General features: G+C 59.2%; 20 protein-coding genes and 1 pseudogene. 10 read left to right on the top strand and 11 right to left on the bottom strand.

What is annotated here, in order from left to right; genetic code table 11:
- Window positions 1–417 (top strand): DinB/UmuC family translesion DNA polymerase (locus ACT6VE_RS33235; RefSeq protein WP_444802466.1); only part of this gene is annotated, 417 nt, incomplete at its 5' end.
- 274 nt (window positions 418–691) lie between these two features.
- Here the strand turns inward: ACT6VE_RS33235 and ACT6VE_RS33230 are convergent.
- Complete coding sequence (locus ACT6VE_RS33230; protein WP_444802465.1) at window positions 692–1,285, bottom strand: general stress protein; 594 nt, start codon at window positions 1,283–1,285, stop codon at window positions 692–694.
- 22 nt (window positions 1,286–1,307) lie between these two features.
- Entirely contained in the window at window positions 1,308–1,625 is a 318-nt protein-coding gene (locus ACT6VE_RS33225; protein ID WP_444802464.1) for a PepSY domain-containing protein, read from the bottom strand.
- A gap of 263 nt (window positions 1,626–1,888) precedes the next feature.
- Here ACT6VE_RS33225 and ACT6VE_RS33220 point away from each other — a divergent pair, with 263 nt between their 5' ends.
- The 7 genes and pseudogenes from ACT6VE_RS33220 to ACT6VE_RS33190 all read left to right on the top strand — a co-directional run bounded on the left by ACT6VE_RS33220 (window position 1,889) and on the right by ACT6VE_RS33190 (window position 9,168).
- Entirely contained in the window at window positions 1,889–2,767 is an 879-nt protein-coding gene (locus ACT6VE_RS33220) for a hypothetical protein (RefSeq protein WP_444802463.1), read from the top strand.
- Window positions 2,768–2,905: 138 nt separating this feature from the next.
- Window positions 2,906–3,985: an extracellular catalytic domain type 1 short-chain-length polyhydroxyalkanoate depolymerase gene (locus tag ACT6VE_RS33215; protein WP_444802462.1), complete on the top strand. Its 1,080-nt coding sequence runs from the start codon at window positions 2,906–2,908 to the stop codon at window positions 3,983–3,985.
- Window positions 3,986–4,334: 349 nt separating this feature from the next.
- Window positions 4,335–5,693 (top strand): calcium-binding protein, encoded by a 1,359-nt coding sequence (locus ACT6VE_RS33210; RefSeq protein ID WP_444802461.1) that lies wholly within the window; start codon window positions 4,335–4,337, stop codon window positions 5,691–5,693.
- 240 nt (window positions 5,694–5,933) lie between these two features.
- On the top strand, window positions 5,934–6,221 hold the full coding sequence (locus ACT6VE_RS33205) for a hypothetical protein (protein ID WP_444802460.1): 288 nt from the start codon (window positions 5,934–5,936) through the stop codon (window positions 6,219–6,221).
- Window positions 6,222–6,429: 208 nt separating this feature from the next.
- A pseudogene (istA, locus tag ACT6VE_RS33200) lies at window positions 6,430–7,923 on the top strand (IS21 family transposase); the annotation flags it as partial.
- A 7-nt stretch (window positions 7,924–7,930) separates the two neighbouring features.
- The gene (gene istB / locus ACT6VE_RS33195; RefSeq protein WP_444802459.1) at window positions 7,931–8,665 is read left to right on the top strand and encodes an IS21-like element helper ATPase IstB; all 735 of its coding nucleotides are present in this window, start codon (window positions 7,931–7,933) and stop codon (window positions 8,663–8,665) included.
- A 212-nt stretch (window positions 8,666–8,877) separates the two neighbouring features.
- On the top strand, window positions 8,878–9,168 hold the full coding sequence (locus ACT6VE_RS33190) for a hypothetical protein (protein WP_444802458.1): 291 nt from the start codon (window positions 8,878–8,880) through the stop codon (window positions 9,166–9,168).
- 360 nt (window positions 9,169–9,528) lie between these two features.
- Here the strand turns inward: ACT6VE_RS33190 and ACT6VE_RS33185 are convergent, their stop codons facing one another.
- The 3 genes from ACT6VE_RS33185 to ACT6VE_RS33175 form a co-directional block, all read right to left on the bottom strand.
- Window positions 9,529–9,903: a phospholipid-binding protein gene (locus tag ACT6VE_RS33185; RefSeq protein WP_444802457.1), complete on the bottom strand. Its 375-nt coding sequence runs from the start codon at window positions 9,901–9,903 to the stop codon at window positions 9,529–9,531.
- A gap of 195 nt (window positions 9,904–10,098) precedes the next feature.
- On the bottom strand, window positions 10,099–10,593 hold the full coding sequence (locus ACT6VE_RS33180; RefSeq protein WP_444802456.1) for a YciE/YciF ferroxidase family protein: 495 nt from the start codon (window positions 10,591–10,593) through the stop codon (window positions 10,099–10,101).
- Window positions 10,594–10,780: 187 nt separating this feature from the next.
- Complete coding sequence (locus ACT6VE_RS33175; RefSeq protein ID WP_444802455.1) at window positions 10,781–11,344, bottom strand: hypothetical protein; 564 nt, start codon at window positions 11,342–11,344, stop codon at window positions 10,781–10,783.
- An 83-nt stretch (window positions 11,345–11,427) separates the two neighbouring features.
- Here ACT6VE_RS33175 and ACT6VE_RS33170 point away from each other — a divergent pair, with 83 nt between their 5' ends.
- Complete coding sequence (locus tag ACT6VE_RS33170) at window positions 11,428–11,757, top strand: hypothetical protein (protein ID WP_444802454.1); 330 nt, start codon at window positions 11,428–11,430, stop codon at window positions 11,755–11,757.
- 20 nt (window positions 11,758–11,777) lie between these two features.
- Here the strand turns inward: ACT6VE_RS33170 and ACT6VE_RS33165 are convergent, their stop codons facing one another.
- The 5 genes from ACT6VE_RS33165 to ACT6VE_RS33145 all read right to left on the bottom strand — a co-directional run bounded on the left by ACT6VE_RS33165 (window position 11,778) and on the right by ACT6VE_RS33145 (window position 13,930).
- Window positions 11,778–12,317 carry a hypothetical protein gene (locus ACT6VE_RS33165; RefSeq protein ID WP_444802453.1) on the bottom strand — a complete coding sequence of 180 codons (540 nt, stop codon included), beginning with the start codon at window positions 12,315–12,317 and terminating at the stop codon, window positions 11,778–11,780.
- Complete coding sequence (locus ACT6VE_RS33160; protein WP_444802452.1) at window positions 12,314–12,955, bottom strand: hypothetical protein; 642 nt, start codon at window positions 12,953–12,955, stop codon at window positions 12,314–12,316. Before ACT6VE_RS33160 ends, ACT6VE_RS33165 begins: the two co-directional genes overlap by 4 nt.
- A 99-nt stretch (window positions 12,956–13,054) precedes the next feature.
- Window positions 13,055–13,423 carry a DUF1376 domain-containing protein gene (locus ACT6VE_RS33155; protein WP_444802451.1) on the bottom strand — a complete coding sequence of 123 codons (369 nt, stop codon included), beginning with the start codon at window positions 13,421–13,423 and terminating at the stop codon, window positions 13,055–13,057.
- Window positions 13,416–13,718: a hypothetical protein gene (locus ACT6VE_RS33150; RefSeq protein WP_444802450.1), complete on the bottom strand. Its 303-nt coding sequence runs from the start codon at window positions 13,716–13,718 to the stop codon at window positions 13,416–13,418. Before ACT6VE_RS33150 ends, ACT6VE_RS33155 begins: the two co-directional genes overlap by 8 nt.
- On the bottom strand, window positions 13,715–13,930 hold the full coding sequence (locus ACT6VE_RS33145) for a hypothetical protein (protein ID WP_444802449.1): 216 nt from the start codon (window positions 13,928–13,930) through the stop codon (window positions 13,715–13,717). The genes ACT6VE_RS33150 and ACT6VE_RS33145 overlap by 4 nt, the downstream gene beginning before the upstream one ends.
- A gap of 62 nt (window positions 13,931–13,992) precedes the next feature.
- Between ACT6VE_RS33145 and ACT6VE_RS33140 the strand changes: the two genes are divergently transcribed.
- The gene (locus ACT6VE_RS33140; protein ID WP_444802448.1) at window positions 13,993–14,169 is read left to right on the top strand and encodes a hypothetical protein; all 177 of its coding nucleotides are present in this window, start codon (window positions 13,993–13,995) and stop codon (window positions 14,167–14,169) included.
- A 5-nt stretch (window positions 14,170–14,174) separates the two neighbouring features.
- On the opposite strand, the gene ACT6VE_RS33135 is transcribed toward ACT6VE_RS33140, so the two are convergent.
- On the bottom strand, window positions 14,175–14,375 hold the full coding sequence (locus tag ACT6VE_RS33135) for a hypothetical protein (protein ID WP_444802447.1): 201 nt from the start codon (window positions 14,373–14,375) through the stop codon (window positions 14,175–14,177).
- Window positions 14,376–14,441: the final 66 nt, after the last annotated feature.

Raw genomic sequence — 14,441 nt, 5'->3', positions numbered from 1 at the left:
GCGGGTGCCTGGTACTATGACATCTCCCGCGGTATCGATCACCGCTCCGTGCAGCCGGACCGGCCGCTCAAGTCGGTGGGCGTTGAAGATACGTTTTCAGTCGATATTGTCGACCTGGAGGCCGCCCGCGCCGAACTGACCCCACTGGCCGCAGAGGTCTGGCGCCGTTGCGAAAGCAAGGAGCTCCATGGCCGGACCGCGACGCTGAAGGTCAAATACGCCGACTTCCAGATCATTACCCGCAGCCGGACGATGACCGGCCCGATCGCCACGGCCGATGATCTCGAAACCTTGGGCCAATCCCTACTCGAACCCCTCTTTCCAACAGCGAAAGGCATTCGTCTGCTGGGCCTCACGCTTTCCTCTTTTTCTGACGCCGAGGTGAGCGAGGCGAACCAGCTTGAACTGCAAATCTAGGTAGGCGGGGGTTCAGGTTGATGGGTCGAAATCCCCTCCCACCGCCTTACATTGCCACTGCACCGGCGGGAGGACAATGTGACAACGCAAGCCATTCGGAGGAGCCATGTGCAATGACTATCGTCTGATGGTCGAGCTGGCACCGTTGAGGCCGCATCTGGGGACGGTGCCGCGCTGCAACGTTCGCGGGGATGCGAAGGTTGCATAGTTGACCACTTTTCTCCTCAAGGAATTTGGAAAGGGCCGGCAATTGCCGGCCTTCTCCTTGAGCGCCTTAGCGCTTGTAGCGCAGGCGCTCCTGCTCAATTTCAGCAGGGCCGTAGGGATCCAAGGTATCGTCGAAGCGTGTCCAGCCGCCCTCGGCATACACGGCGCGCCGCTGATCAGGATCGACCCAGTTCGACTTGCGCAGGATCGCTTCGGCCTCTGCCTGGAGGCTTTCATCCACCTTCGCGGTCACGAGCGTTCCGCCGCGACGGACGCCTTCGGCGTAGACATGCGCATGTTCCTCGGGAACGCCAGATTCGGTCATTGCGCCGATCAGGCCGCCCGCTGCACCGCCTGCCACAGCACCGGCAACTGCGCCGGCAGCTGTGGCGGCGAGCCAACCGGCCGCCACAACGGGGCCCACGCCGGGGATGGCCATGATGCCGAGGCCGGTCAGAAGACCGCCGACGCCGCCGACGGCAGCGCCGATGCCTGCGCCAGCACTGGCGCCTTCAGCGGCATTGGTTTCCTTGTCGTGACGTTGATCCGCATTGTTGGAAACGATGCTGATATCGCTGGAGGGCACGCCGCGCGCCTCAAGCGCGCTGACGGCAGCGCTCGCATCGGAGTAGTCGTCGAAAAGTCCGGTAACGGTTTTCATGGGGATCTCCTGAAGTCTGAAGTTACTTGGCGACTATGTTGCCCTGGTAGTCGAGCGCGACGATCACGGCCTTGCCGTCCTTCATCGCCTTGGCCTGCCAGATGCCCTTGTCGTCCAGGGCCAGGTCGGTCACGTCGGTATATCCTGCCTCGGTGATGCGTTCCTTCGCCTGGTCTTCGGTGAAGCTGTTGGCACCCTCGACCGGCGCCGTCGAATTCTTGCTGTCGGGCGTGGCAACCGCGGGTGTGTCGCCATCAGTCGTCGGGGTCGTGGACGTCTGAGCAAAGACGCCAAAAGTCGAGGCGCCCATAAGCGCTGCGGCTAGGAGAAGTTTCTTCATGATTCTATCCTCGTTGAAGCCTGAGAGCAGGCTCCATAGGAACACCACGCCGGCCGCATGGTTCCACTAGAAGAAAAATAGAAAATGGCGATGATGGGCCGTGGAACATCAACCGTTTCAAAGAGTTGACGCGCCATGCTGCGAACATTCGCTCGCAGGCAATTGGACGTCTTCAAATGGGTCGCGGTATTCTTCTCTGGCTTTTGGGCATTCCCCTGCCGATCGTCATCCTGCTCGTTCTCTTCCTGCGATAGGAGGCGGACATGTCTCTTTCCAGCTCAGGTGTTTCCGACGTCGGCGTGGAATCCAGCACGCCGGCTTTAGCGTGGGGTCCCGTCATCGGCGGCGCGGTGGCCGCAGCGGCAGCCTCAATGATTCTCCTTCTTCTCGGCTCTGGCGTCGGCTTTACGATGGTATCGCCATGGGCAAGCGACAGCGTGTCCTTTACCACCGTAAGTATCATGGCCGCGATCTGGCTCGTCGTCGTGCAATGGCTCGCTTCCGCTCTCGCAGGATGTTTGACTGGCCGCTTGCGAACCAAGTGGGCGAATGTCCACACGGATGAGGTGTTTTTCCGCGATACCGCTCACGGTTTTCTGAGCTGGGCGCTGGCAACTGTGGTCGTCGTGGGCATCGCGGGCTCCGCTTTTACGTCGCTTGTCGGGACAGGCGTGCAGGCCGCGCCGACGGTCGCAGGCTCGGCCGCGGCAGCAAGCAGCGACACGTCGCCCGACGCGGCCACCGGCTACTTCACTGACCTTCTGCTTCGCCCCCAGGATCTCACGACGAGGGCGCAGGCCGACGACTCATCGGCGGCGGAGGTTTCCCGCATCCTGTTGCAGGGTGCGGTCGGTAACGGCGTTCCGGAAGCCGATAGGGCCTACATCGCTACGATCGTCTCATCGCGCGCCGGGGTGACGCCCGAGGAAGCCAAGGTCCGCGTCGACCAGGTGCTGCAGCAGATCGAGGATGCGAAGAACGCCGCGATCAAAGCTGCAGACGAGGCACGAAAGTCGGCGGCCACCGCCGCGATGCTCGGGGCGTTGTCGCTCCTCGTCGGCGCATTCATCGCCTCCGCAGCCGCGGCCCTTGGTGGACGCCAGCGGGACGACGAGGAAGCTGCATTCATTGTTAAACGCTAAGCTTTTATCATCGCGAAGCCGCCCTCGTTGGGCGGCTATTTTTTGTGGCAACAGATTTATTGTGCAGCGCAGCAACCTTATCGCTGCTTATGGGTTAGGGTGTATGTGTGCCAGCCCGGCGCACCCCTGGAGCACGTCATGAGATCCTTATCCGATACACTCGAACGCCTCGCACGGATGCGGACGGACAAGCCCGAGGCCACGACACGTTCCATCCTGCGCAAGCTCGATCATTTCGGGAGCAATCCCGGTGCTCTGACCGCGTGGCACCATGTGCCCAAACAAATGCCGGCCGCCCCGGCCATGGTGGTGGTTCTGCACGGCTGCACGCAATCCGCTGCTGGCTACGACGTCGGCTCCGGCTGGTCCGCACTCGCCGAAGATTATGGTTTCGTCGTCCTCTTTCCCGAACAGGTCCGGCAGAACAATGCAAACCTGTGTTTCAACTGGTTCAACGCCGCCGACACCCGGCGCGACCAGGGCGAGGCGCTGTCCATCCGGCAGATGATCGCCGCGATGGTGGCGCAGCATTCTATCGATGAGAGGCGGATCTACATCACCGGCCTCTCAGCCGGCGGCGCTATGGCAAATGCCATGCTGGCCTGCTACCCGGAGGTCTTCGCCGGCGGCGCGATCATCGCCGGCCTCCCTTATGCCTCCGCTTCGACCGTTCCGGAGGCGTTCGATCGCATGCGGGGGCAAGGGCTTGCCAACACGAGCGCTTCGCAGGCCAGCCTGCGCGCCGCCTCCCGTCACGAGGGCGCGTGGCCGACAATTTCCGTCTGGCATGGCACGAGCGACAACACGGTGGTTCCGGAAAACGCGGCCGCGATCGTCGCACAGTGGCGCGGCGTGCATGCGCTACCGGACCAGCCGACATCCTCCGAGACATTCGACCGCTATTCCCGATCGGTCTGGCGCGACGGGCGCGGCATGGATGCAATCGAGCTCTACCGGATCTCCGGCATGGCCCATGGCACACCCGTCGATGCCTCCACCGGCTACGGCCGCAATGCGCCTTTCATGCTCGATGTCGGCGTTTCCTCGACGGTCGAGGTCGCACGGACCTGGGGCCTCGCAGCCTCCTTCGAGCGCCGCGAGCGTCCGAAAGTCGAAACCTTCGATGGGAAACCAGCCGCGCACCACAACGAAGGTGCCGGAAACAAGATCCAGTCGGTCATCGAGAACGCGCTCCGCTCGGCCGGGCTGATGAAATGACGTTACTGACGCTCACCTGACACTTCACATGTTAATGATCGCAGGAGCGCGGCGTTCCGTCGAGACTCTGGGAGACCGACGGTCCGCCCGTCACAATCCCAATACCGAAGGGCTTTGGTCCCGCGACGCTAGAACCGTGCCACGGCGGCGGCGTGGCTAGCCCTGGGTATCTACCTTGGGTGGTAGGCTACCGGCTCGATGAAAGAACTGTACCGAACCTTACACGAGGGGCAAAAGTGGCGGCAGGCAAGGTGATAGTGCTCGCAGCGTTCAAAAAGACACATAACGGCGACTTGATTAGGCAGCCCAAAACAATGACATTGGCTGGGCGCGACGAAGGAGGAATAATATGGCCGTTCTAACAGCAAGTAATTATGTGAATATGAGAAGTATCTCATTTCCGATCAATCCGGACTTCATCGTCACCGAAACACTGGGCACCGTGCAAACCGACACGCTCACTGTAGAGGTCAGCGACTATTCAAGAGAGCCGATCGTTGAAGGTAAAGATATTTACGGCGGGTCATTCGAATATACGGTTACCACCCCACCAAGGAGCGTGACTGATTTATCTGGTCGCGTGACAAGCTACTCTACGGATCGGATTGAAGAGTGGACCGATACCTTTGAGAGTTTCAAAGTCGAATTCGAAATAAGCGGCTTTGATCTGGATCTCGACATCTTCCTAAATCAGCCATCTCTCGATGTCGTGCGGACCATCTTTAGCGGTGACGATCAGATAAGCGGTGGCGGCACACTACTTGGCTTTACCGGTGATGACACCATAACGGGCGGCGCGAGAGCTGACATAATCGATGGCGGTGAAGGCAAAGACACGATGGCCGGTGGCGCGGGCAACGATAAATACTACGTGGACAATGCTCGAGACGTAATTCACGAACTTTCCGACGAAGGCATTGATCGCGTACAAAGCGAGGTCTCCTATAAACTTCCCGATAACGTCGAGAACCTGTTCTTGTCGGGGTCCACTGCTATAAATGGAACAGGCAACGACGGCAGCAACGGACTTTACGGGAATTCAGCTGCGAACCAACTGAACGGTCGCGCTGGTGCTGATCTCATGATCGGGCGTGGCGGTGATGACGTATACATTGTTGAAGACACAGGCGATATCGTGAAGGAACAAGCGAGCGAGGGCATCGACCTTGTCTACGCGCTTGTCAGTTATACCCTCACGGACGACGTGGAGAATCTCGTCCTGAAGACTGCGAATAGTTTGAACGGCAACGGTAACGCACTCGACAATGAGATATCAGGCAACGCCGGCGCCAACATACTGTCTGGCTGGAGGGGGAGCGACACTCTGAAAGGCGCAGCCGGAAACGACACATTGATCGGCGGTTTGGGGGCAGATAAACTTTATGGTGGAAGCGGTGCGGACACCTTTCTTTTCCAGTCACACAAGCAAAGCGACATGCTGGAGCGAGACATCATTTACGACTTCTCGCACGCGCAGGGCGATAAGATCGACCTGTCGGCCATTGACGCCAGTGTCTCGGTGTCGGGCAACCAAGTCTTCGCGTTCATTGGCGCTAATGCCTTCAGCAACAAAGCCGGCGAGTTACGAGCCATCATCAAAAACGGAGAAACGTTTATTCATGGCGACATGAATGGCGACAGCACGATCGACTTCTCTGTTAAACTGGCAACAGCCGTCAACCTGACAAGCTCTGATTTCATCCTCTGACCCGAACACCCTCAGCTTGGAGCGGTGGTCGGGCTCCAAGCTGAGAAGTCAGCCCGCCGACGATCCTGTTTCAGACCGGCGAGCTTCCGGAACTCGAATAGAAGGGCTCGCCTCAGTCGCTTGAGCCCGGCTTGAACCGCCGGACGATGAACTCGAACAACGCATCGCTGATCCACATGGCTGAGACGCCAATAAGGAACGCCGCAGCGTGCTGGCTGGCGATCTGATCAGGAGGTCCGTTTGATAGAGGAGACGGCTGGCTGCTTCTTCTGTGAGGCCGAGCGCGTCGTGCTCTGCCTGAAGGCTAGCGATACGGCGTTCCGCAGACTTGACGATGTCGTCGTACATGTCCGCTTCGGACTTGCCGCCGCGACCGCCTTTGCGGCCTCGCCGACCCGTATCTGTCGGGCCGTCAAGCTCTATCAGCGGACGCCGGGTAATTGTCGGTCCGAACTCAGGAAGAGACAAGTCTTCCCCTTGTATCCTCCCATCCGCATCGTGCTCCACGCCGGCATATGCCCCACGTGAAGGGTACCGCGCGGTCAGTGCCGCGGCAAACTCCGCCGCTCTCTTCGCCTCATCGGCGACACCACCCATCGCAGTTGCAAGAGAATTCGCTGTGATTAGGCATGGAATAAGGACCCCGCATTTGGGGTGATCGGCATCCAAACGGGACCCCCATTTGCGAATGGGGTTAGAACAGCCTCCGGTTTTAATCGGAGGCTTTTTTGGTTGGATGCTTATTGTGGAAACAATTTTGAAGATACGACGCCTTGCGCATGTGCAGGGCAAGACGATCAAAGCGATCTGCCGGGAGTTGGGTATATCGCGGAAAGTGGTGCGGAAGGTTTTGCGCACCGATGAGACGGAGTTCAAATACGAGCGGACCCGTCAGCCTCAGCCGAAGCTCGGACCATGGCGCGACCAGCTCGACGGAATATTACTTTCTAACGAAGCCAAGGCGTCCCGAGAACGGCTGACGCTGATCCGGATATATGAGGATTTGCGCGACCTCGGCTACGAAGGCGGTTACGACACCGTTCGGCGCTATGCGAGAACATGGTCGAAAGAGCGCGGGGCCGTGACGGCGCAAGCATACGTGCCGCTCTATTACGCGCCCGGCGAAGCCTACCAGTTCGACTGGAGCCACGAGATCGTCGTGCTCAATGGCGTGACGACGACGGTGAAGGTGGCCCATGTCCGGCTCTGCAACAGCCGGATGATGTATGTGAGAGCCTATCCGCGCGAGACGCAGGAGATGGTCTTCGATGCCCACGACAGGGCGTTCGCCTTCTTCGGCGGAGCCTGCACGCGCGGCATCTATGATAATATGAAGACAGCAGTGGACGCGGTCTTCGTTGGCAAGGAACGGCAGTATAACCGCCGCTTCCTTCAGATGTGCAGCCATTTTCTTGTCGAGCCGGTAGCTTGCACGCCGGCGTCGGGCTGGGAGAAGGGCCAGGTCGAGAACCAGGTCAATCTGGTGCGGGAACGCTTCTTCACGCCGCGGCTGCGCTTCAAGTCCTACGACGAGATGAACGGCTGGTTGCTGGACAAGTGCATTGGTTACGCTCGGGCTCATAAGCATGTCGATCAGCCGGAGCGTACGATCTGGGAGGTGTTTGAAGGTGAGCGGCCACACCTGATCGGATATCCCGGCACGTTCGACGGGTTCCATGCGGTGCAGGCCTCGATCGGCAAGACCTGCCTCGTGCGTTTCGACAACAACAAATACTCGGTGCTGTCCACCGCGGTTGGTCGCCCGGCCGAGATACAGGCTTATGCCGATCGCGTCATTATCCGTCAGGACGGCGTTGAGATCGGCCGCCATGACCGCAACTTCGGCCGTGGCGAGACGATCTACAATCCATGGCATTACGTTCCGGTCCTGACCCGCAAGCCGGGAGCGCTGCGCAACGGTGCCCCGTTCCATGACTGGGTTTTGCCCGCCGCCATGGAGAAGGTTCGCCGCCGGTTGAAGGCGATGCATGATGGCGACCGACAAATGGTGTCAATCCTGGAATGTGTCGAACTCGACGGGCTCCCCACCGTCGAAGCGGCCTGCCAGGAGGCGCTGGATCAGGGCGTGTTCTCATCTGCCGTCATCATCAACATTCTGGCCCGCAAGCGTGATCCGCAGCCGGCCGCCATACTTTCCATTCCCGATGCGCTTCGCCTGACCCATGAGCCTCTGGCCGATTGCGCACGTTACGACAGCCTCAGGAGGGCAAGCTGATATGGAACGATCTCAAATCCTCGACATGATGGGTACGCTGAAGCTGTTCGGCATGCGCAGCGCCTACGACGAGACAATGGCCTCCGGCATCAAGCGTCAGCACGAACCGCCCCGTATCGTCGGGGACCTGTTGCAGTCGGAGATTGCCGAGAAGCAGGCCCGGTCGATCAAATACCAGATCACCCTCGCCAAATTGCCACTGGCCAAGGATATCAATGACTACGACTTCACCAACACGCCCGTGAATGAAGGGCTGGTACGCCAACTCGCGACCGGAGCATTCCTCGCCGAGCAGCACAACATCGTTCTGGTCGGCGGGACCGGCACTGGAAAGTCCCACCTGTCCATCGCGCTTGCCCGTGCCCTGATCCGCAATGGAGCACGGGGCCGGTTCTTCAATGTCGTTGATCTCGTCAACCGGCTGGAGACAGAAGCGCGGAGTGGAAAGCAGGGGCGGCTTGCCGACTTCATCACCAGGCTCGACTTCGTCATCATGGACGAACTGGGGTATCTCCCCTTCGCTCAAGCCGGCGGCCAGCTTCTATTCCATCTGATCAGCAGGCTCTACGAGCGAACATCGATCATCGTCACCACCAACCTGGCCTTCGGCGAGTGGCCTGCCGTGTTTGGCGACGCAAAGATGACCGCCGCTCTGCTCGACAGGCTCACACACCACTGCGAGATCGTAGAAACCGGAAACGAATCCTGGCGCTTCAAAAACCGCTCTCAAAGCTAAAGCCGAAGAGGCAAGCAATCCGCGCCCGCAGGCCCTGCGCTAGATTGAAAGCTCCAGGCCTACGCGCGCTGACCCTATGCAACCAGAGGCAGGGGTCCCTCTTGGGAGCCGATACGGGGTCCCGTTACCAAGCCGATTGACATTCTCGGGCTTAACCGCGTTTTAGCTCCCCCATGATATAGGCTTCCGATCACAACTATGGGTACGTGGCCATGAGCGAGACGGAAGTGTCGCCGAAGCAAGAACGGTTTCCCCGCCTTAAAACTGTAGCGGCGGCGATCGGCCTCGCGGCATTCGGCCCTGCAACTCTCTATGGCGTCGTTGAGGCGCTGCTTGCCGGAGAAGTTCGCAATCTAGGGCGGGTAGTAGCTTCAGTCAGAGACGACCCTCTAGAGTTCTACGCGATCATGTTCGTAGGCGGACTCGGCGCTCTATTGGTCACGACGCTGAGCGCTCTCTTCCTCATACTGCTTTTCAAAGGAAGGGGATCGCGTCGTGTCTGATCTGTTGCCGGATTCATCCGCCTCTCCAGTGGGAGGCAAAGGTCACCACTACCAATGGCGCTGGATCTCAAACTGTCGGTAACCAAGAGGACAAGCCCCGCTCTCCGATTAAGGGGCCGGGCCGGTTATGCCGTATGGGGTCGGGAAGGCTGGCCCCCATACGGTGAACCTGGTTACCCGGCTGACTGTCGCCTCGTACGACGACTGCGGAGCCTTCTCGGCCTCGTCTGCCTTTCGGCATATGGCTTCGGAATGGGACGGCCAGGCACGAACCCCGACCTTCACGAATGACAATCCGCTTTCCCGATGGGTGTTCAGGCCGGGTCGTTAACCAGCGACGGGCGATGTGGCGGTGCCCGACTATGGGAAGAGCTTGGTGGCAGTTGCCTGACCTATTTCCTTGCCTTTCGCATCGAGCGCCTTGATCGTGAAGCGATACTTGTGTTTTCCGCTCGGTGGGCAGGGTCCCTTGTATCGGAATGCCCCGTAGGGCAGTGACTTTTGGCCGCTGTAAGCCACCTTGCCGCCACCATGCATGTAGTCGATGGCGTTGAGGTCCTTCATGCGGATGTCGAGCTTAACCGTACCTTCTGGAACGCCTGATAAGGCGAAGGGCGGCGACTTGCTATCAAAGCACTTCTTCGTCGGCCCCCAGTCGAAAGACACCTTCAAGTCGCTGGCGGAAGTCGCCGTAGCCATGCTTAAAATAATCAGACCTGCTGTAAGTAACCGCATTCATTCCCCCTGTTTGCTCGAGACAGGGGAAGACTAGGCGATTCCGCTGAAGGAATGCGACTCTAAATAGCACCCGGCTAAACCGAATTGATGCCGGGCTAGCCTCCCGGCTTGGCCGCTGGGCCTTGGCGGCGTCACCCTCAGGTGGCCAAGGCTCCCAATAGTGCGGGGCGCAGCGGCTTCCCCTCGTATTGATTATGCCGCCTTCTTGGCAGCCGTCGCTTTGTTAATGGACGTGACAGCGAGGTTCGTCAGCTTGTTGTTCGTCGCCTTCTCCTGGTCGAGGATTTCGCTTAGGAGCTTGTGCGCCTCATCGTGGCCGAGATCCTTCGCCCATTCGCGAAGCGAACCATAGCGGGCAATTTCATAATGCTCGACAGCCTGGCAGGCGGCAAGAAGGCCGGCATCAAGGGCGGTGCCTTCGGCTTCTTCCATGAGTCCGTCTGCTTCCTTAAGCAGGCCCTCGATCGCATCGCACTTCTCGCCAGACGCCTTCTTGCCGATCGACTTAAAGACCTGTTCAAGCTTCTTGATCTGGTCTTTGGTTTCCGCGAGGTGATCCTCGGCTGCCTTCTTCAGCTCGGCGCTCTTAGCCGCCTTCGCGACTTTCGGCAGGGCTTTCGTAATCGCGTTCTCAGCGTAGTACACGTCCTGTAGTGTGTGTTCGAAAATATCAGCCAGCGTTTTCATGTTGTCTCTCCTCTGCATATGAAATGCAGCAGAGAAAGCCATTGAGCTGTAAATCGTTCCAAGAAATTGTGTTTGGTAGAGAATGATGAAAAAGGCGGCCCGCGGCCGCCTGTGTCAAAAGCGCCAAATGCGCAAATCGCCAATGTAGATTATCTATATCTTGGCCGTTGCAACGACGCAATAGAAATCAGGCGCTCTTTCTCTTTGTTCCTGGGTTTTGGTAACCCCAATTACGGGCAAGGTCATCAAGGCCATCCTTTAGATAATCTGTAAGAGTGGTGCGCTCTCGGTGCGTCTTGGCGAGTTCCTGGATGGCGTGCCCTTCACCCGCGATTTTGCTCATGATGTCGTAGGCGCGGACGCCGAGCGTTTCGCGGCAGTGCTTCAGCTCTTGCCCTGCCCTGATCTGCCGTTCCGTCAGCGGCTCGGTTGCGCCGCCACCATCAACGCGTTCCCGGCTGTAGTCGAACGACCCAGCGCCGGCGCCGCCCATGGCTTCCCAGAGCGAGCGGAACCTGTTTGCTGCAGCCAACTGGTATTCGTCGATGTGCTTGCGAGCGGCGAGCGTGACGATCGCGCTTTCCTTGATGTTCCGCTCAGCCCTGATCTTAACCGGGTTAGCGCTTTCGCCATCGTTGGCCTTGGAATAGTAGGGGTTGTCGACATAGACCTTGTCGAGCTGCTGCTTTGGCTTCCACGCCAGCACCACCTTTTTCTTCCGCTTCTCTTTGCGCTCTGCCTTGCTTGCCATGTGCTTTCCTCGTTTGCCGCCGTTAAATGTCGATTGGTAGAAAGAGACTTGAAAAACACAGTGCCAGTCGCAACCATTCGAATATGGAGATATTCACGTCGCTGTTTTTCGTTGTGGTCGGTGCGTTGGATATCGTTCGATACGCGCTCTGGATCGGATTCCCCTTGGCAACGCTGATCCTGCTGTTCGCCAAGTTCGGAAAATCGCAGCCGGACTACGCGCTGTCGAATTTCCTCTGGTGGATGAGCATCGGGTTCCTTGCGATCGTCGGCGGCCTGCTGCTGATCGGCGTGGCTGCCACCAGTAGCGACAGAAACTTCGCCTACCTCGTATTCCAGATGCTGTTTGTCGCTGGCCCAGCGCTTATCGCCTGCTTGGTTTCGGCGTTCCTGCGACCGCGGATGCATGCTTAGCGATGGCGGTAACGCCATGGTCACACCTCCTTCCCATTGAGGGTCGAGACGCGGGGCAAGGTGTGAACCTCTCCCGAAAGATGCATGCGCTTGGCATGGTGGATCACGATATCGTCGCCGAGCTGCGTTTCCTTGCGAACTGAGTGGCCTGTATCCGGCATGCGATGCTCGGGGAACAAATCCGGACGAGCGGCAATGCGGGTGTAGGCCGTGCTCCCTTTGACGCCAGTGATCTCAGCTAGTTTGTTCGCGTTGTTCCCGCGCAGCCAAAGCGCGGAAGCTCGCTTCAGCCAGTCGGCCGGGATATCAACGTGCCGACCGTCCTCCGACTTCTTGCCCTTCCTCAAGCGGCTGGGGAAACGATCACGATGCTGGCTGGCGACGGAAGTGACGCTTCCCTTCGATACCCCCATGCGTTCAGCGATGGTAGGACCGGTAAACCCCTCCTGCCACATCCTGGCGGCAATCGCGATCTTCTCCTCGGTCCGCTGGAAGGTGATACGCTTGGCCGGTGTGCCGCGCTTTGTGATGTAGGTGTCGGGCTTTGCCTGGATGTTCATGGCCGTTTTCCTTTCACAAGGCGGGTTTCCGTGAGCTTCGAGACCTGCGGGCGCCGTATGCGTAGCTTGTCCATCTCGGCTTGGGTCTCGGGCGATGTGCCGATATGCGCGCGGCCGGTCACAGGAAGCGGCGCGCCGGCCTTAGCGGCGGTGAGCAAGACACGAACCCTAGTCCGAACGGCAGGGTCTGCACGCTCGACAGCGAGAGCCGCGCGTCTCGCCTCGTCTTCTGCCCGCTCGAAAAGACGCTCCGCCTCGTTGCGCAGGCCGTTCATTTCGCCGATGAAGGGCGCGATGATAGCTCTGGCATGACGGGCAAACTCAGCGCAGGACGGCATGAACTGCCCGGTATGATTCTCGATACGACCGCTAAGGAAATCGTTCGTGGCCTCGGACACGGCCCACTCGAGTAGATCAGCGCAGGCGGGGCGGAATTCCCGGCCGAATGCCTCGTGATCAGTCTCAGGCTGCCAACGAAGCTGGCCCTGGAGCCGCCCGGCTGCATCGGCTATTGCCTCGGCGTCACAGCGCGCCAGAAGCACCCTCAGTTCTGCGACCCTTGCGGAAATCTCCCGAGCCCTTCGCTGGTAACGCTCGGGAAGGCGGTCAAACATGTCAGCCGAGATCAGGTCAGCCATTGATGATCGCCTCAATCATTTTTTGACGGGGGATTTTTTTGCGCGGGAGCGCTTGGAGAAAAACCTTCTGTTGGTTTTTCGATAGGTTCAGGATTAGGTTCAGGGTAGCAATGCGTTCGCATCGCCTTTTCCCTTGTCTTTCCAGCGACTTGCGGCGCTTTCTCGTGCCTTGGCCTTTTTAACTGATGCTTTTTCGCGTTCAGTTTTGAGGCGTTTTTGCACCCACCTTTTGCGGCGCTTATCGAGCGTCCAAAAGGCCATGATGATCGCCTTCATCCCCTTCCATTTGGTCGGGGAAACCCGTGCCTGACGGGCAAGCATTTCGTCGTCGTCAGCCAAAGAGCAATCATGCGAACGCCACGCCTGAAACAGCAGCAGCAAGTAAGCGCCGTGTTCCTCAGTCGTCAGGTGCTGCGTGTCGGCCAGATACGCGTCTGTCCAGAATGGCATGCAAGGTAGATCAGCCAAGACGCTCTCCCCTCGCGATCGATCGAGAGAACGCCACTGCGTCATCCACGCTATGCAATGTGAACACGGGCGAGCCCCGCCAGTCGGTCGCGAACGACTGCTGGTTGGCGTTCAGGCCCTTGCCGTAACCTTTGCTGCCGGTCTTCACCTCGATGAGGTAGTTTCGGCCGCGGAAGCCGCAAAGCAAATCGACGGACTTGTCTAGCCGGTAGACGCTGAAGCCGACACGCTCCAAGATCTCGACGATTGCCTGCTCCGACGCGTCTCGCTTGGCGCTGTGGGGCGGCATGCTCATACTGCCGCCCTCGCCTTGTCGCGATAGCTCTGCTGCCAGTCCCGGTGCCAAGCGAGGTCAGCGCGATACGCTGCACGAGCTTCCGAAAGCGCGTTGTAGATGTCCTGCTCGGTGCATTCCATTTCCTTGGCAATGTCGACCGTGTCGTGCTGCCTATCGCGCCTGCTGAAGAGGCGGCCTATCTTTATCAGTTGGGAAGAGGTGAAGGTCATGCCGCCACCTCGCGGAACAATCCTTCCCTCGCCGGGGTTGGTTTCGACACAAGGAGACCAGCATGGCCATTGCACAGATCGATCCCACGCTGAAGCAGCCACCGGATATCATCCCGGATCTGCCGCCGGATTTGCCCGAGCCGGATATCAAGGAACCAGACCCGGACTTGCTGCCGGACGAACTGCCGAACCCTAATCCGGATGAAGGCGACGACGTGCCGAGGCAATTGTGGGGCTGATGAATTCATGCGCTCGCCCTCCTGTTCTCAAGGGCGCGGCAATAGGCAACGCGGATCTCTTCGAACCGGACGACGTCATATTCCTTGGTCTCAATCTCCAATTCAGGGCGCGGCTTCTTCGAGCCACGACCATGGTCGTCGAGCCATGCCTTGGCGCTGGCGATACGGCGATCGAGCCATGCAATCATCTCTGCAGGGTCGGTCACGGTGCTCAATCCCCCACGATCCAGTCGGCCCTATCGGCCCATTTCCGAGAACGGTCGCGCCAGCGC

This window comes from Shinella sp. (assembly GCF_052438155.1).
Taxonomy (GTDB): Bacteria; Pseudomonadota; Alphaproteobacteria; order Rhizobiales; family Rhizobiaceae; genus Shinella.
Note: the sequence above shows the minus strand (reverse complement) of the source record. Positions and strands in the feature narration are given on the sequence as shown.

What these genes read in the sequence shown, in the direction of transcription:
- ACT6VE_RS33170 (WP_444802454.1), top strand. Translation starts at nt 11,428, where the DNA reads ATGGAGATATTCACGTCGCTGTTTTTCGTTGTGGTCGGTGCGTTGGAT.
- ACT6VE_RS33145 (WP_444802449.1), bottom strand. Translation starts at nt 13,930, where the DNA reads ATGACCTTCACCTCTTCCCAACTGATAAAGATAGGCCGCCTCTTCAGC.
- ACT6VE_RS33210 (WP_444802461.1), top strand. Translation starts at nt 4,335, where the DNA reads ATGGCCGTTCTAACAGCAAGTAATTATGTGAATATGAGAAGTATCTCA.
- ACT6VE_RS33175 (WP_444802455.1), bottom strand. Translation starts at nt 11,344, where the DNA reads ATGGCAAGCAAGGCAGAGCGCAAAGAGAAGCGGAAGAAAAAGGTGGTG.
- ACT6VE_RS33185 (WP_444802457.1), bottom strand. Translation starts at nt 9,903, where the DNA reads ATGCGGTTACTTACAGCAGGTCTGATTATTTTAAGCATGGCTACGGCG.
- ACT6VE_RS33215 (WP_444802462.1), top strand. Translation starts at nt 2,906, where the DNA reads ATGAGATCCTTATCCGATACACTCGAACGCCTCGCACGGATGCGGACG.
- ACT6VE_RS33180 (WP_444802456.1), bottom strand. Translation starts at nt 10,593, where the DNA reads ATGAAAACGCTGGCTGATATTTTCGAACACACACTACAGGACGTGTAC.
- ACT6VE_RS33160 (WP_444802452.1), bottom strand. Translation starts at nt 12,955, where the DNA reads ATGGCTGACCTGATCTCGGCTGACATGTTTGACCGCCTTCCCGAGCGT.
- ACT6VE_RS33220 (WP_444802463.1), top strand. Translation starts at nt 1,889, where the DNA reads ATGTCTCTTTCCAGCTCAGGTGTTTCCGACGTCGGCGTGGAATCCAGC.
- ACT6VE_RS33165 (WP_444802453.1), bottom strand. Translation starts at nt 12,317, where the DNA reads ATGAACATCCAGGCAAAGCCCGACACCTACATCACAAAGCGCGGCACA.
- ACT6VE_RS33225 (WP_444802464.1), bottom strand. Translation starts at nt 1,625, where the DNA reads ATGAAGAAACTTCTCCTAGCCGCAGCGCTTATGGGCGCCTCGACTTTT.
- ACT6VE_RS33230 (WP_444802465.1), bottom strand. Translation starts at nt 1,285, where the DNA reads ATGAAAACCGTTACCGGACTTTTCGACGACTACTCCGATGCGAGCGCT.
- ACT6VE_RS33150 (WP_444802450.1), bottom strand. Translation starts at nt 13,718, where the DNA reads ATGAGCATGCCGCCCCACAGCGCCAAGCGAGACGCGTCGGAGCAGGCA.
- ACT6VE_RS33190 (WP_444802458.1), top strand. Translation starts at nt 8,878, where the DNA reads ATGAGCGAGACGGAAGTGTCGCCGAAGCAAGAACGGTTTCCCCGCCTT.
- ACT6VE_RS33140 (WP_444802448.1), top strand. Translation starts at nt 13,993, where the DNA reads ATGGCCATTGCACAGATCGATCCCACGCTGAAGCAGCCACCGGATATC.
- istB (WP_444802459.1), top strand. Translation starts at nt 7,931, where the DNA reads ATGGAACGATCTCAAATCCTCGACATGATGGGTACGCTGAAGCTGTTC.